This window comes from Streptomyces sp. F63, assembly GCF_018070345.1.
GTDB lineage: Bacteria > Actinomycetota > Actinomycetes > Streptomycetales > Streptomycetaceae > Streptomyces.
Genome location: NZ_JAGPXX010000009.1, coordinates 72297 through 87735, shown reverse-complemented (window position 1 = coordinate 87735; position 15439 = coordinate 72297). Strand labels below are relative to the sequence as shown.

Below are 15439 nucleotides of genomic sequence, written 5' to 3'. Positions count from 1 at the left end.
CCACCAATGGCCGATGACGGGGTCCAGTAAGGTCGCAGGGGCCGCCCCGGAATACTTGAATTCGGGTACGACGGATTGAACTCACTCCTGTCCCGTTGGTTCGCCGATCAGCCGGCCGAACACAAGGAGGACGAGATCGCCGAGGTGGCCCGGTCAGTGGTGGGCCGAGCTGGTGTCGCCGTGGGGCGGGTACGGGTTGTCCTGGACGTACAGCCACGTACCATTCGGCTGCTCTTGCACGGTGTCGCAAAAATTCCCGGTGAAGATCTCGCGGGTGCCGTCCGACCCGGTCTGCTCCAGAGTGTATTTGCCCATGATGGCCGCCGTGCGGTTACGCACCTTGCCGTTACCGGTGCGCTTCCCTCCCGCCGTCACCGTCTGGAGAGGGTTGACTGTGAGTACCGGATCCGACGTGAACCAATCGATGTAGAACGCCCGGATTTCCTTGTGACCCCTGATGATCGAGCCGTCGTAATTGACAATCGCTGCTTCGGGGTCGTGCAGAGCGATGATTCCATCGATGTCCTTGGCCACGATCCTCTCGCCCAGCATCTTCAGCAGCTCGGCGGGGCTCTTGGCGGCGGCCCGCTTGCCGTTGGCATCCGCCGGGGTCGCGGGAGCGGCTGACCGGCCCGCGGCCGGCGATGCACTCGTCGGCTCGACCAGGACGAAGGTCGGGATGGCGATGCTTCCCGCTGTCAGCACAACAGATGCGGTAGCGATCGGCAGCGTGCGCTTGATTCTCTTCATGACATCTCCCCCAGACCGGAGATGGCGACCAGGAAAATGCAATGCGTCTGCGGAATTGGCCCCTTGGGCCCGCCCCCCGGCGGAACATTGAGTTCCGCATGCCGGCCGGTGTGGTCTCACCGGCTCCTGTTTGCCATCTCTCCCCGTTGACGACAGTCATGCAACATTCTGGAAATGGTTCCTGTCAACCCTTTCAGAAAAGCGGAGGACGTCGATCTGTTATTTTATCCGATCTGGACGCTGAAGCGGAATTCTGGCCACATCAAGACGACGTGCGGATACCGCAGTTTGCGGAACGCCATTCGGCGGGGACCCCGGTGAGGTGGCCGGGGACGGCCGGAAATTGGGAGTCTCCCATTCCGTCGATCATGAACGTCCGTTCTGTGAAATTTGGGGCGATGTGTCCCTTGCGTGGCCCCTCTGGTGGCATGAGACACATCAGACACATCAACCGCATCCAGACAGACTTCCGGTGCCGAAGCGTCGATCCCCCGCCCCCACGCGTTCGCCAACGCGCAGGCCGCCTGGAACCGCGGCACACCCGGTTACCGGCCGGGGCCCCGGACCGAGTGCGCCCTGGGGTACACCGCGGAACGCCGCGGCCGTCGTCGACGAGTACGGGCGCCCGGACTCTCCGGCGACGGCAGGGCGGTTGCCTGGCGGGCCGGTGGTCTACAAGACCGCCCGCGCGCTCATCACCGACCACGACGTGATCGCGCACGAGCGGCTGAACACATCGGGCATGACCCGCACCCCCAAGCCCAAGCCCGACCCCGACAACGACGGCGCGTTCCTCCCGAACGGCGCTGCCGCGAAGGCCGGGCTCAACCGCAGCATCCTCGACGCGGGTTGGGCGCAGTTCCTCGGAATCCTGGCGGACAAGGCTGAGAGTGCCGGTCGCCTCGTGGTCCCGGTGGACGCGCGCAACACCTCCCGCACATGCCCCGAATGCGGGCATGTCGCGAAGGAGAACCGCGTCACCCAAGCGAAGTTCCAGTGCACGGCGTGCGGGTTCGCGGCGAACGCGGACCACGCCGGCGCGACGAACGTCCTCAACAGGGCCGGGCTGGTCCTCTGCGCGGCGGCTTAGCCACCGACGCAGGAAGCCCGCGCGTTTACGCGTGGGTGGAGTCACGGTGATGCTCGGCCTCTCCGCCGCGTTCGGCGGCACCCTGGTCGAACGGCACGGGCCACGCTGGGCGATGGCCGTCTCCGCCCTCTGCTTCTCCTCCGGCTTCCTGATATCGGCGCTGGGCGCCGGGACCCGGCAGTACTGGCTGGTCGTGGTCGGGTACGGGCTGGTCGGCGGGGTCGGGCTCGGCATCGGCTACATCTCCCCGGTGTCGACGCTGCTGAAGTGGTTCCCCGACCGCCCCGGCATGGCGACGGGCATCGCCATCATGGGGTTCGGCGGCGGGGCGCTCATCGCCTCACCCTGGTCGGCGCACCTGCTCTCCGCGTTCGGCCCCGGCTCCTCCGGCATCGCACGGACATTCCTCGTCATGGGCCTGGTCTACGCGGTCTTCATGACGCTGGGCGTGCTGCTGGTCCGGGTGCCCGCCGACGACTGGCGGCCGCCCGGGTGGGCGCCGTCCGCCGCCGTCGCCAAGCCCCTCGTCACCACCGGCCACGTCTCGGCGAACACCGCCCTGCGGACACCCCAGTTCTGGCTGCTGTGGGTCGTCCTGTGCACGAATGTGACGGCGGGCATCGGGATCCTGGCGAAGGCGGCTCCGATGATCACCGACTTCTTCTCCCGCACCCCGGCTCCGGTCGGTGTGACGGCCGCCGCGGGCTTCGTCGGCCTGCTGTCCCTGGCGAACATGCTGGGCCGCTTCACCTGGTCCTCCACCTCCGACCTGGTCGGGCGGAAGAACATCTACCGCCTCTATCTGGGCGCGGGCATGCTGATGTACCTGGCCATCGCCCTGCTCGGCGACGACTCCAAGGCGCTGTTCATCGTCTGCACGGCGGTGATCGTGTCCTTCTACGGCGGCGGTTTCGCCACCGTCCCCGCCTATCTGAAAGACCTGTTCGGGACGTTCCAGGTGGGCGCCATCCACGGCCGGCTGCTCACCGCCTGGTCCACGGCCGGCATCCTCGGCCCGCTGATCGTCAACGCCGTCGCGGACGCCGGGGAGTCCGCCGGGCGCACCGGTCCCGGCCTCTACACCTTCTCCTTCCACCTCATGATCGGCCTGCTGGCCGTCGGCTTCCTCGCCAACGAGCTGGTCCGGCCGGTCCACGAACGCCACCACGAACCCACGCCCGCCGGGGCGGACGCACAGCCACCGACCGCCCGGCCCGAGGAGGCGGCACAGTGACGGACCAGGACCCCACCGCCCCCGCCCGCCCGGACACCCGGCCCGGTGCGCGCCCCGAAGCCGGTGGGCGGCGCCCGCTGATGGTCCTCGCCTGGCTCTGGGTCGGAACGCCCTTCGCCTACGGCGTCTACGAACTCCTGCTCAAAATGCGGCAGTTGTTCACCGGCTGATCTCCCCTCACCGGCGGTCCCCGCACTCACCTGCCGCCCCCCGGCGGCCCTTCCCGGCCGTCCCGCCGGCCCCCGCCGGGTCTCCGTTCGCCGCCCTCCCCCGGCGCCGGAGGCCCGGCGGCTCGCTTCCGGCGCCGCCGTGTGCTCCTGCCCGTGTGAGCGCCCGGTGTCGAACGCCTGACGGATTTTCACCGTTCTCCGCCTCGCGCCTGCATCCGTACGGCCCTCCCCTGCGGAATGCTGGGGGTCCGCGGCCACCGCGCCGGGCGCCGGACCACGAGGCGACGACCACAGGACCGGTCCCCGCGCGGCCCGGCCCACTGTGTCCGTCCGCCGTTCGCCGTGCGTCGTCCGCCGGCGGGTGAGGAGAGGGAGCCGTCGTGTACGACACGGAGGTCGCCATCGTGGGGGCGGGGGCCGCCGGGCTGTCGCTCGCCTACCGGCTGTGCGACACGGCCAAGCCCGGAGGGCGGCTCGGGCCCGAGGTGACGCTGGTCGATGCTCCGCCCGGGCCGCTGCGGCCGGCCGAACGGACCTGGTGCTTCTGGGAGGAGCCCGGGGGAGAGTTCGACGACGTGCTGGCCGCCTCCTGGGACCGGCTGCGCGTACGCGGCACCGGAGGAGCCGAGGTGGTGGGAGAGCCCTCCCCGCTGCGGTACAAGATGCTGCGCTCCCGGGACTTCGAGGCCGCGGTGGAGCGGCGCCTCGGGCCCTCCCCCTTCTTCCGGCGCCTGACCGCCGACATCGGTGATGTGGCGGAGCTGCCGCAAGGGGCCGAGGTGCGCGGTGTGACCGCGGGCGGCGATCCGGTGCGGCTGCGGGCGCGCTGGGTGTTCGACTCCCGTCCGCCGCAGCGGCTGCCGCCCGCGCGGACCGTGCTGCTCCAGCACTTCCGGGGCTGGTTCGTCCGCACCGAACGGCCCGTGTTCGACCCGGCGACCGCGGACCTCATGGACTTCCGGACACCGCAGCCCGCGCACGGACTGTCCTTCGGGTACGTACTGCCGACCGGCCCGTGCGAGGCGCTCGTCGAGTACACCGAGTTCTCGGCCGCCGTCCTGGCACGCGAGCAGTACGACCGCGCGCTCCGGCACTACCTGGCGGAGGTGCTCAAGGCGGGGCCGTACGACGTGACCGCCGCCGAGCAGGGGGTGATCCCGATGAGCGACGGCCGGTATCCGCGGCGGATGGGCCACTCCGTGTTCCGCATCGGGGCCGCCGGTGGCGCCACCCGGCCCTCCACCGGATACACCTTCGCCGCCGTGCAGCGGCAGACGCGGGCCGTCGCCGAGGCGTACCACCAGGGGCGCACCCCCGCGCCGCCCCCGCCGCACCCGGCGCGCTCGCGCGCCATGGACGCGGTGATGCTGCGCGCGCTCGACAGCGGGCGGGTGGACGGCGACCGGTTCTTCACCGGTCTCTTCGCACACGTGCCCATGGAGCGGCTGTTGCGCTTCCTCGACGGGCGCACCCGGATGCGGGAGGACTTCGCCATCGGGCTGCGCACCCCCGTGCTGCCCATGCTGCGCACGGTGGCGGAGCTGCCCTGGCTGCGCAGGCGTCCCGTTCCCGTGTCCGTCCAGCCCGGTGCCGGTGCCGGTGCCGACCGCGGCGGTGGCACGGATGCCGGTGCCGATGACGGACGGCCGTGACGCGGGGCACCCCGTGTCCGTTCCGTTCCTGACGTGCCTGTCCCGTGCTTCCCGCCCACCCGTGCCTGTCCTGCCGGTCCCGTCCCACCGCGCGTACGCGCCATGGCTGTCCCGGCCGGCCGTGCCCGGCTCCCCCCGCTGTTCGAACAGGAAGAGATCCGCTCATGGTTCCGCCCGGCTCCGCCCCGACTCCGGCCCGGTCCTCGCACTCGCCCTCGTCCCCGTCACCGTCCGCTTCCGCGGGGCGTCCGGTGAGCGTCCCGCGCCGGGGCCGGGACCGGAAGGCCCGGATTCTGCCCGCGCCCTCCGGGCGGCCCCGGGTCACCGGCGAACCGCCCCGGGTGGCCGTGATCGGCGGCGGCATCGCCGGGCTCGCGGCCGCCACCGGGCTCGCCGAGCGCGGCGTCCGCGTCACTCTGTACGAGCGCGAGCCCGGCCTCGGCGGGCGCCTCGCCGGCTGGCCCGTCGAGCTCGCCGACGGCTCGTCCGCCACCATGAGCCGCGGCTTCCACGCCTTCTTCCGCCAGTACTACAACCTCCGGGGGCTGCTGCGGCGGGCCGACCCGGGCCTCGGCACGCTCACCGGCCTGCCGGACTACCCCCTCCAGCACAGCGGCGGTCTGCGCGACAGCTTCGCCCGCGTCCCGCGCACCCCGCCGTGGAGCGCTCTCGGCTTCGCCGCCCTCAGCCCCACCTTCGGGCGGCGCGACCTCGCCCGGATGAACCCCCGCGCGGCGCTGCCCCTGCTCGACGTGCGCGTGCCGGACGTCTACGAGCGGCTGGACGGCATCAGCGCCGCCGAACTGCTGTCCCGTATCCGCTTCCCCGAAGCCGCGCACCATCTGGCCTTCGAGGTGTTCTCCCGGAGCTTCTTCGCCGACCCCCGGCGGCTGTCGGCCGCCGAGATGGTGCTGATGTTCCACATCTACTTCCTCGGCTCCAGCGAGGGCCTGCTCTTCGACGTCCCCGGTGAGCCGTTCCCGCAGGCGCTGTGGGAGCCGCTGGGCGCCTATCTCGCCGGGCACGGCGCCGAGCTGCGCACGGGGTGCGCGGTGGAGTCCGTCGAGCCGGTGGCCCCCGGCCCGGACGGCGGCTTCACCGTCACCGCGGCGGACGGGCCACTGCACTGCGACGCCGTGGTGCTCGCCCTCGACACCGGCGGGCTGCGCGAACTCGTCGCCCGCTCTCCCCGGCTGGCGGACGAACGCTGGCGCGAGCGGATCGCGCGGCTGCGCACCGCGCCGCCCTTCCTGGTCTCCCGGCTCTGGCTGGACCGTCCCGTGGCCGCCGACCGCCCCGGCTTCCTCGGGACGAGCGGTTACGGGCCGCTGGACAACGTCAGCGTGCTGGACCGCTGGGAGGGCGAGGCCGCGCGCTGGGCCGCCCGCACCGGCGGCTCGGTGGTCGAACTGCACGCCTACGCCGTCGACCCGGCCGCCGACCGGAAGGCCGAGCAGGAACGGCTCCTCGCGGAACTGCGCCGGGTCTACCCGGAGACCGATGACGCCAAGGTCGTCGACGTGCGGCACGAATGGCGCGCGGACTGCCCGCTGTTCCCGGTGGGCGGATACCCGGACCGGCCCGGCGTCCACACGCCCGACCCGGCCCTGGTCGTCGCCGGCGACCTGGTGCGCACCGGGCTCCCCGTGGCACTGATGGAGCGCGCCGCGACGTCCGGATTCCTCGCCTCCAACGCCCTGCTGGAGCGGTGGGGCGTGCGCGGGCAGACGCTGTGGACGGTGCCGGAGAAGGGACGCACGGCGCTGCTGCGGGCGCTGGCCGGCCGGCTGGCGTGACGCGGCGGCCGGACTGACGCGCCGACCGGACTGACGCGGTGGCCGGATGAGGGGGTGCTGCCCGGCCGCCCCGCCATGCGCCGGTTCCGTCCACTCGTTCGACGGCGTGTCGAGGCGCGCCGGAGGGGTATCCGGAGCGAGCCGTGTCCAACCGCAGAGAGCTGGAGTCCGCCGGGTGCTCGAACAGATCAGTGGTCAGTGGTCCGTGAGCTGGAGCATCGTCGCCTTCGTCCTCGCCGGCGCGGTCACGGTGGTGTGCGGCATCCGGCTGACCGCCCTGGGGGACACCCTGGCGGACCGGACGGGCTGGGGCGAGGCCCTGTTCGGCGCCGTCTTCTTCGGGCTGGCGACCTCCCTCTCCGGCATCGTCATGACGGGTGTCAGCGCGGCGGACGGACACCCCCAACTGGCCTACGGCAACGCCGTGGGCGGCATCGCCGCCCAGACGCTCGCCGTCGTCGTCGCCGACGCGGCGTACCGCGGGGTGAATCTCGAACACGCGGCGTCCTCCTCGCAGAACCTGCTGTTCGGCTGTCTGCTGCTGGCCCTGCTCGGGATCGCCCTCATGGCCTCCCTGGGCCCTCAGGTGACGATCCTGGGCCTCCATCCCGCGTCCGCCGTCCTGGTGGCCGTCTACCTGGGGGCGCTGCGGCTGATCCACAGCCGTGAACTGCCACTGTGGCGCGCGGTGCGCACCCGGGACACCGTGGCGGACGTTCCCGACGAGTCCCCCTCCTTCCCCGAGCGCCGTACCGGGAGCCTCTGGGCCGAGTTCGCGGGCCTCGCGGCCGTCGTGGTGGTGGGCGGCTGGTCGGTGGCGCGCGCCGCGGAGAGCCTGGTGGCGGCCACCGGCCTGAACGCCGGGCTGGTCGGCGGGGTGTTCATGGGCGTCGTCAACGCCCTGCCGGAGACGGTGACCGCCATCGCCGCCGTCCGGCGCGGCGCGGTGACCCTGGCGATCGCCGCGGTGATAGGCGGCAACTGCCTCGACGTGCTGAACCTCGTCGTCGGCGACGCGGCCTACCGGGACGGCTCGCTGTACGGGGCGGCGGGATCGGACCAGCTGTTCATGACCAGCGGTTCCCTGGTCATGACCGCCGTCCTGCTCGCCGGGCTGCTCGTGCGCCAGCGGCGGGGGTGGCTGCGGCTGGGCTTCGACGGCATCCTGCTGATCACGGTGTACGTGGTCATCGTGGTGGCCCTGGCCGTGTGAGTCCTCCGCGCGCCGCGACGGTACGGCGCCGTGGCGGATGTCGCCGCGCGGGCCGTACGGGCCGCGCGGGCGGACGGCGACCTCGCGACCGCGACGGGTGGCGGCGGGCGGCCGTTCCGTCGTACGACCCTGCCGCGGCGCGCCGTCTCCCTTTCCGCCGTCCCGCCGTCCTGCCGCCCCGCCGTCCCGCCGGGCCGGTGCCGGCCAGTGCGCGAGGGCTCCGGTGCGGCTCCGGCGCCGCTCCGGCGGACGGCGTGCGTCGTCCGCTCAGCCGGGGAAGCGTCCCGTGCTGCGCAGTTCCCAGCGGCGTTCCGCGTACGCCAGGTCGTCGCGCCACAGGCGGCCCGCCGCCGCGCGCATCAGCGGGCGGAGCAGCGGCGCCGCCGCGCGGGCCAGCGCGAAGCCCGTGCGGTCCGAGGCGGCGACCACGGCTTCGGTCACCGCCGTGCGCGGTGGCCGTCCGGACGTGGCGTCCGGGGCCGTCAGCGGCGTGGCGTGCGTCTCGACGACCGACCCCCGGCCCTCGCCCTCCGCGATGTGCATGACGACGGTGCGCGGTTCGGGCGCGGTGAACACCGCCCGCACCGGCACCACCGCCCGGCCCGCCACCTTGAACGACACGTCCACGGCGAAACCGTCCTCGCCCGCCTCCTCGCCCGCCTCCTCGCCCACGCCGTCCCCGCCCGGAGTGCCCACCACGGTGAGGTCCACGAACGAGTACGGGTGGAACCAGGCGCCGTGCCAGGGGTCGAGCCGGTTCGCCACGATGTCCTCCGGCTCGCACCGCCCGACGCCCGCGTAGACGGCCGGCAGCGCGCCCGCCGGCTCCGGCCGGGCCGGCAGCACCGGCCGGTCCAGCGGTTCCTCACCGCCGACGGCGTCGAGGCGCACCCAGACCAGCAGCCCGTCGTCGTACACCGGATACGGCTCCCAGCCGGCGAACGACGTGCCGCTCAGGGCCAGTCCGTGCCAGTGGCAGACGAGGGTGCCGCAGCGCACCGGGCTGTCCTTCAGGGGGGCGCCGAGATGCGGGCAGGCGCCCGGTCCGGCGCGCAGCCGCCCGTCGGCGCCGCGCCAGGCGACGACCTCGGTACCGGCGACGGTGCCACCGAGCGGGCGGCCGGCGGTGAGGTGGCGGGTGGCGCCGAGGACGTACCAGTTGCCGGACGGGCGGGCCTGCGCGCGCTTCAACGCGTCCGCGATCAGGGCCGGTTTGGCCTCGCCCCAGGTCGGCTGCTGGCGGTCCCAGGGGACGGGATCGCGGCGCAGCCGGAGCGGGAAGCGGCCCGGGCGCCGGCTGCCGTCCGCCGCCGCGGGCATCAGCCCGCCTCCCCGTGGGCGCGCGCGACGGTGGCGACGGCCGTGCGGCTGGGCCGGGCGGTCCGCCGTGGAGCGGACCGGGACGACGGGCGGGGGCCGGTACGGGCCCGCAGCCGGGCGGCCGCCACCCGGGCCAGCCCGTCGAGCGCCACGGCCGCCCGGCGCCGGCGCGGGACGACCGCCCGGCGGTGCAGCACGGCGTACCCGTCGTCCGCCACCGCCTCCAGAATGCCGCCGTACAGCACGAACGCGGTACGGATACAGGGCCGTGAGACCGGGTCGAGCAGGGCGATGCCGGGCGCCGCCTCCCGGTACACCCCGCGGGTGAGGTCGGCGGCGGCCATCAGCGCGGCCGTGATGCGCGGGTCGCGGGCGCCGGTCGCCCGGCTCCACTGCAGGAGGTCGCGGTCGACTCCGTGGGCGGCGAGCAGGTCGGCGGGGAGGTAGACCCGGCCGCGGTCGAGGTCCTCGCCGACGTCCCGCAGGAAGTTGGTGAGCTGGAACGCCACTCCGAGCGCGGCCGCGTGCGGCGCCGCCTCCTCGCGGGGCACGACGGTGCCGAGGACCGGCAGCATCTGCAGGCCGATGACGGCAGCCGAGCCGTGCATGTAGCGCCGCAGGTCGTCGTAGGTCGGGTAGTCGGTGATCTCCAGGTCGCTGCGCATCGAGTCCATGAAGTCGGTGAAGTGGCGGTGGTCGATGGCGTAGCGGTGCGCCGTGTGCGCGAGGGCCCGCACCACCGGCTCGCCGCCCGCGCCGTTCCGGGCGCCGTCCGGGACGTCCGCTCCGGTGCCGTCCGCGCCGCCGTCTCCGTACCGGCTGCCGTTCCGCAGCCCCGCCGCGAGCCGCTCGCGCAGCCGTTCGAGCGCCAGTGACCGTTCGCCGGGGGACGCGTCGCGGCCCAGGTCGTCCACGATGTCGTCGGCCCAGCGGGCGAAGCCGTAGAGGGCGTGGACGGCGGGGCGCCGTTCGGCGGGGAGCAGCCGGGTCGCGAGGAAGTAGGTCCTGCCGTGGCGGGCGTTCAGCCGGCGGCACTCGTGGTAGGCGGCGCGGAGCGCGGGATCGGTGATGCCCGCCGCGTCCAGTTCACGTTCGGTCATACGTGGGTGCCCTTCCTGGCGGGGCCGGGGATGCGGCCGGTGGCGGATCGCGGCGGGGAGGGCGGCCCGGTGACGCGGGCGGCGGCGAGCTTCCCCGAGATCAGGACGGTCGGCACCCCCACCCCCGGGGTGGTGCCGCAGCCGGCGAGCACGGCGTTCTCCGTGCCGCGGACGAGGTTGCGGGGCCGGAACGGGCCGGTCTGCGCGAAGGTGTGCGCGGCCGAGAAGGGCGTCCCGGCGGCGTGCCCCTCGGCGGCCCAGTCGGCGGGGGTGACCAGGCACTCCTCCTCGATCGCCGCCCCGAGGCCGGGGAGGCCGCGGCGCTCCAGTTCGGTGAGCAGAGCGTCCCGGTAGCGGGGAGCGAGGTCCGTCCACGCGCGGACGCCGGGGCCGATGTCGGTGTTGGGACAGGGCGCGAGGACGTAGTGCAGATGGCGCTCCGGGGGCGCGAGCGCGGGATCGGTGGCGGTGGGCCGGGTGATGAGCAGGGAGGGGTCGCTCATCAGCTCGCCGGTGCGGGTCAGTTCGCGGAAGGTGCTCTTCCAGGCGGCGCCGAACGAGAGGGTGTGGTGGGCGAGCCCGGGCCAGGTGCGGTCGGTGCCCGCGTGCAGGACCACCGCCGAGGGGGAGTGGCGCAGGGCGGCGGGGCGGTGGGGGCGGCGGCCCAGCAGCCGGTACGCCACGGGCAGGTCGGGGGTGAGGACGACCGCGTCGCAGGGGATGCGGTCCCGGTCGGTGACGACGGCGGTGATCCGCTCCCCGGAACCCCGGCCGGGCCGGGAACCCGGGCCGGAGCCCGAGCGCTCCAGTTCCGTCACCTCCTCCCCGTAACGGAAGTCGGCCCCGGCGTCGGCGGCCGCGTCCGCCAGCGCCCGCGGCAGGGCGTGCATGCCGCCCCGGGGGAAGTACACCCCGGCGACCGTGTCCATGTAGGCGATGACGGCGTACGCGGCGAGGGCCCGGGCCGGCGGCACCCCGGCGTACAGCGCCTGGAAGGAGAAGACCCGGCGCAACCGCTCGTCGGAGAGGAAGGAGCCGATCCGGGCGTCGAGCCGGCCGAAACCGCCGAGCGCGGCCAGGCGCGCGAGATCCGGGTGGAGCAGCTGGAACGGGGAGTCGAAGTTGGCGTCGATGAAGCGGCGCATCTGCACCGCGTACAGCTTCTCCAGCCAGCCGCGCAGCCGCCGGTAGCCGACGGCCTCGCGGGCGCCGGCGAAGCGTTCGACCTCGGCCTCCATCGCCTCGGCGCCGGTGTGCACGTCGAGTACGGCCCCGTCGGCGAACCGGGCCCGGTAGGCGGGGTGCAGCGGCACGAGGTCCAGCCGGTCGCCGAGGCTGTCGCCGACGGCGGCCAGCGCCTCGTCCACCAGTTCGGGCATGGTCAGCACGGTGGGCCCGGTGTCCATGCGGTAGCCCCCGCGGTCGAGGCGGCCGGCGCGGCCACCGGGCAGCGTGCCGCGCTCCACGACGGTCACCCGCCGGCCCGCGCCCAGCAGATGCAGCGCGGCGGCCAGGCCGGCCAGTCCGGCGCCGACCACCACCACATGGTCGGTCCGGCCCCGGACGGTTCTCATCGGTGTCATCGGTCTCCTTCGGCAGCGGCGGAGAGGAGCAGCGGCACGGGCAGACCGTCCGGTGCCCCCGCGGCGGAACGGTGCCCGGGCCCGGAGGCCGCGCGGTCCGGTCCCGGGTCCGCCCCCGCGACGGCGGACAGCAGGGCCCGCAGGCGGCGGCCCGCGACGGGCTCCACGGCGGCCCCCGCCAGATGGCGCGCACTCTGGGCGACCAGCCGGTCGATCTTCGTCTGGGTGAGGGCGCGCGCCCCGGTTCCGGTGAGGACGGCCCGGACCCGGCGCAGACCGTCCGCGGACAGGCCGGGGTCGCCGAGGGCGCCGTCGAGGACGGCGAGTGCCGCGCCGTCCCCGTCCGCCTCGGCGCGCGCCCGGGCCACGGCGACGAGATAGGTGGGCTTGCCCTCGCGGATGTCGTGCCCGGACGGCTTGCCCGTGTGCTCCGGATCGCCGAAGACGCCGAGCAGGTCGTCGCGGAGCTGGAAGGCGATGCCGGCGCAGCGGCCCGCGGAGCACAGGGCGCGCGTGGTGCGTTCCCCGGCACCGGCGAGCGCGGCGCCGAGGGCGATCGGGCGTTCGACCGAGTACAGCGCGCTCTTCAGGCACGCGGTGCGGATCGCCCGCACCATGGAGCGCGATCCGGTGGCCTGACCGTGCAGGTCGAGATACTGCCCGGCGACCATCTCGGTGCGCATGGCACGCCAGATGCCGCGGACCCTGAGGCGGGTGTCCGGCGCGAGCGGGGCCTCGGCGAGGGTGTCGTCGGCCCAGGCGAGGGCCAGGTCCCCGGCGAGGATGGCGGCCGCCCGGCCGAAGGGCTCGTCCGGTCCGCCGCGGGCTCCGTGCCGGGACGGCTCGCGCCCCGCCGGCTTCCCGTACTGGGCCGCCAGTTCCACGTGGACGGCGGCCCGGCCGCGGCGCAGCGGGGAGTCGTCCATCACGTCGTCGTGCACCAGCGCGCAGGTCTGGATCAGTTCCAGCCCGGCGGCGACGCGCAGCGCGGACTCCACCGCCCCCGCATCGCGGCCCCCGCCGCAGGCCCGCAGCCCCCACCAGAGGAACTGGCTGCGCACGCGCTTGCCGCCGCCGAGTGTGAAGCGCATGACGCGCTCGGCGATGTCGCGGGCGAAGACGTCGTCGATCCCCGCCGCGGCCGTGACCCGCTCCCGCAGAACACCGTCGAGTATGTGTCCGACGGCGGTCGCGACATCCGCGTCCACGACGTCCGGTTCCATGAGGTCCGCGTCCGCGGTGCTCGCATCCACGGGCTCCGGGTACCCGGACAGCGGGCCCGAACCCCCTTCATCCGGGGGGTGGTTGACGGCGCCGCCGAACGGCTCGCACGGTCCGCCGGGCGGCCGGGCGGCCGCGGACGGACCCGGGTGGCGGCCGGTGGCCAGTGGCTCCTCTGCCCGTGTGCGGCGCAATTGGCACGTCCTCTCGTCGCGTCGATCGGCTGCGGTCCCATCTCATTCGGAGCAGAGGTGCCCCGCGGATGCGGCCGGGCGGGCACGTCGCCGATGTGGCTCGGAGGCGGCGCCGGACGCCGCCCTTCCAGTCGATCACGCCGGACCCGGCCGCGCCCCGCGCCACGTCCGGCGGAGGACCGTTCGGAGGACGCGCCGCCGCCCGGAAGCCGGGACGGCGGCCGCGGAGCGGTGCCGCGGGCACCATGGGCGGTGGGTGCCGCGGAGGCGGCACGGCCGTACGGACGGGACGGGACGCGGCGCGGTGCGGGCCAGGGGCGGGCGCGGCCGCCGCCCCCGGCCCCCGGCCCCGGCCCCCCGCCCCCGGAACCTCGGCCCCGGTGTTCCGGTCCCGACACCACCCGCATACTCCCCTCCGGAAGGGCGCCATGACCGTCTCGGTCGTCCTGTTCACCGCCGATCTGCGGCTGCACGACCACCCGCCCCTGCGGGCGGCACTCGCCTCCGCCGACGCGGTGGTGCCGCTCTTCGTCCGCGACGACGGCATCGAGGTGGCCGGATTCGCCGCGCCCAACCGCCGTGCGTTCCTCGCCGACTGCCTGGCCGCGCTCGACGCGGCCCTGCGTGACCGCGGCGGCCGGCTGGTGCTGCGCTCCGGCCCGGTCGTCGACCGGGTGTGCGAGATCGCCGCGGAGACGGACGCGGCGGAGGTGCACATGGCGGCCGGTGTCAGCGGCTACGCCCAGCGGCGGGAGGAGCGGCTGCGCACGGCGCTCGCGGCCGCCGGGCGGCGGCTGGTCGTCCACGACGCGGTGGTCACCGTGGTGCCGCCCGGAGCGGTGACCCCGGCCGGCTCGGACCACTTCGCCGTGTTCACCCCGTACTTCCGGCGCTGGTCGGCACAGTCCCCGCGGGCGCCGCTGGCCGCCCCGCGCGTGGTGCGCGTGCCGGAGGGGCCGGGCTCGGAGCCGCTGCCCTCGCGCGCCGGCGTTCCCGAGGTGTCCCCGGGGCTCGCGGCCGGCGGCGAGGCCGAGGGGCGGCGGCGTGCCACGGCCTGGCTGCGCCGCGGCCTCGCCGCCTACGAGGAGCGGCACGACGACATGGCCGGCGACGCCACCTCACGCCTCTCGCCCCACCTCCACTTCGGCACGCTCTCCGCGGCGGAACTCGTCCACCGGGCGCGCAAGGCGGGCGGCTCCGGCGCCGACGCGTTCGTACGGCAACTGTGCTGGCGGGACTTCCACCACCAGGTGCTCGCCGCCCGGCCCGCCGCCGCGCACACCGACTACCGCACCCGCCACGACCGCTGGCGCACCGGTCCGCGGGCGGCGGCGGACATCGCGGCCTGGAAGGAGGGGCGCACCGGCTATCCGGTGGTCGACGCGGCGATGCGCCAGCTCGCCCACGAGGGCTGGACGCACAACCGCGGCCGGCTGCTCGCGGCGAGCTTCCTCACCAAGACCCTGTACGCCGACTGGCGCACCGGCGCCCGGCACTTCCTGGCGTGGCTGGTCGACGGGGACGTCGCCAACAACCAGCTCAACTGGCAGTGGGTCGCCGGGACGGGCACCGACACCCGGCCGCACCGGGTGCTCAACCCCGTGGCCCAGGGGCGCCGCTACGACCGCGACGGCGCCTACGTCCGCCGCTGGGTCCCCGAACTGGCGGACGTGGACCGCCGGTTCATCCACGAGCCGTGGCGGCTGCCGGCGGCGGAACGGGCCCGGTGCGGCTACCCGGAGCCGCTCACCGGCCTGGCGGAGGGCCTGGCCCGCTTCAAGCGGGCCCGCGGCCGCGACTGACCGTGCGCCCGGCTCGGAACGGGGCCGCACGGTGGGCACGGCGTGAGCGGTTCCGCGCCCGGCCCGGCCGTTGCGACTGGCCGTGCGCCCGGCTCGGAACGGTGGCCGCACGGTGGGCACGGCATGACGCGGTTCCGCGCCCGGCCCGGGTTTCCGCCCCTCCCGGCACCGGCGCGTTCCCACCGCCCGGTGGTGCCCTTGCCGGGCCGTACAGCGGGGCGCCGGGCGAGCGTCCGCGGGGACCGCGGCGGGGACTGCGGAACGGCCCGGCAAGTGATCAGCCGGTCGTGATGGGGGGTGGGCACGGGGCGGGC

General features: G+C 74.8%; 10 protein-coding genes and 2 pseudogenes. 7 read left to right on the top strand and 5 right to left on the bottom strand.

Annotated features, from left to right (window positions below; genetic code table 11):
- Positions 1-153: 153 nt before the first annotated feature.
- Positions 154-750 carry a nuclear transport factor 2 family protein gene (locus tag KBZ10_RS12750; RefSeq protein WP_210987699.1) on the bottom strand — a complete coding sequence of 199 codons (597 nt, stop codon included), beginning with the start codon at positions 748-750 and terminating at the stop codon, positions 154-156.
- A gap of 673 nt (positions 751-1423) precedes the next feature.
- Between KBZ10_RS12750 and KBZ10_RS12745 the strand changes: the two are divergent.
- From KBZ10_RS12745 to KBZ10_RS12720, 6 genes and pseudogenes are all read left to right on the top strand, one after another.
- Positions 1424-1840, top strand: a pseudogene (locus KBZ10_RS12745) (RNA-guided endonuclease InsQ/TnpB family protein); the annotation flags it as partial.
- Between the two features lie 46 nt (positions 1841-1886).
- A pseudogene (locus tag KBZ10_RS12740) lies at positions 1887-3074 on the top strand (OFA family MFS transporter); the annotation flags it as partial.
- Positions 3071-3244 (top strand): hypothetical protein, encoded by a 174-nt coding sequence (locus KBZ10_RS12735; protein ID WP_210987808.1) that lies wholly within the window; start codon positions 3071-3073, stop codon positions 3242-3244. The pseudogene KBZ10_RS12740 and the gene KBZ10_RS12735, both read left to right, overlap by 4 nt.
- A 380-nt stretch (positions 3245-3624) precedes the next feature.
- Positions 3625-4896 carry a lycopene cyclase family protein gene (locus tag KBZ10_RS12730; protein ID WP_210987697.1) on the top strand — a complete coding sequence of 424 codons (1272 nt, stop codon included), beginning with the start codon at positions 3625-3627 and terminating at the stop codon, positions 4894-4896.
- A 251-nt stretch (positions 4897-5147) separates the two neighbouring features.
- Positions 5148-6692: an FAD-dependent oxidoreductase gene (locus KBZ10_RS12725; protein WP_307847373.1), complete on the top strand. Its 1545-nt coding sequence runs from the start codon at positions 5148-5150 to the stop codon at positions 6690-6692.
- A gap of 175 nt (positions 6693-6867) precedes the next feature.
- The gene (locus tag KBZ10_RS12720) at positions 6868-7905 is read left to right on the top strand and encodes a cation transporter (protein ID WP_307847372.1); all 1038 of its coding nucleotides are present in this window, start codon (positions 6868-6870) and stop codon (positions 7903-7905) included.
- A gap of 267 nt (positions 7906-8172) precedes the next feature.
- Here the strand turns inward: KBZ10_RS12720 and KBZ10_RS12715 are convergent, their stop codons facing one another.
- From KBZ10_RS12715 to KBZ10_RS12700, 4 genes are read right to left on the bottom strand one after another with little or no spacing between them, the layout of a single operon-like run.
- Positions 8173-9225 carry a DUF5914 domain-containing protein gene (locus KBZ10_RS12715; RefSeq protein WP_210987694.1) on the bottom strand — a complete coding sequence of 351 codons (1053 nt, stop codon included), beginning with the start codon at positions 9223-9225 and terminating at the stop codon, positions 8173-8175.
- Entirely contained in the window at positions 9225-10325 is a 1101-nt protein-coding gene (locus KBZ10_RS12710) for a phytoene/squalene synthase family protein (protein ID WP_210987693.1), read from the bottom strand. Before KBZ10_RS12710 ends, KBZ10_RS12715 begins: the two co-directional genes overlap by 1 nt.
- Entirely contained in the window at positions 10322-11899 is a 1578-nt protein-coding gene (gene crtI, locus KBZ10_RS12705; RefSeq protein ID WP_210987795.1) for a phytoene desaturase family protein, read from the bottom strand. The genes KBZ10_RS12710 and crtI overlap by 4 nt, the downstream gene beginning before the upstream one ends.
- A 5-nt stretch (positions 11900-11904) precedes the next feature.
- The gene (locus tag KBZ10_RS12700; RefSeq protein WP_374223339.1) at positions 11905-13161 is read right to left on the bottom strand and encodes a polyprenyl synthetase family protein; all 1257 of its coding nucleotides are present in this window, start codon (positions 13159-13161) and stop codon (positions 11905-11907) included.
- A gap of 590 nt (positions 13162-13751) precedes the next feature.
- Between KBZ10_RS12700 and KBZ10_RS12695 the strand changes: the two genes are divergently transcribed.
- Positions 13752-15125 (top strand): deoxyribodipyrimidine photo-lyase, encoded by a 1374-nt coding sequence (locus tag KBZ10_RS12695; RefSeq protein WP_210987692.1) that lies wholly within the window; start codon positions 13752-13754, stop codon positions 15123-15125.
- Positions 15126-15439 lie beyond the last annotated feature (314 nt).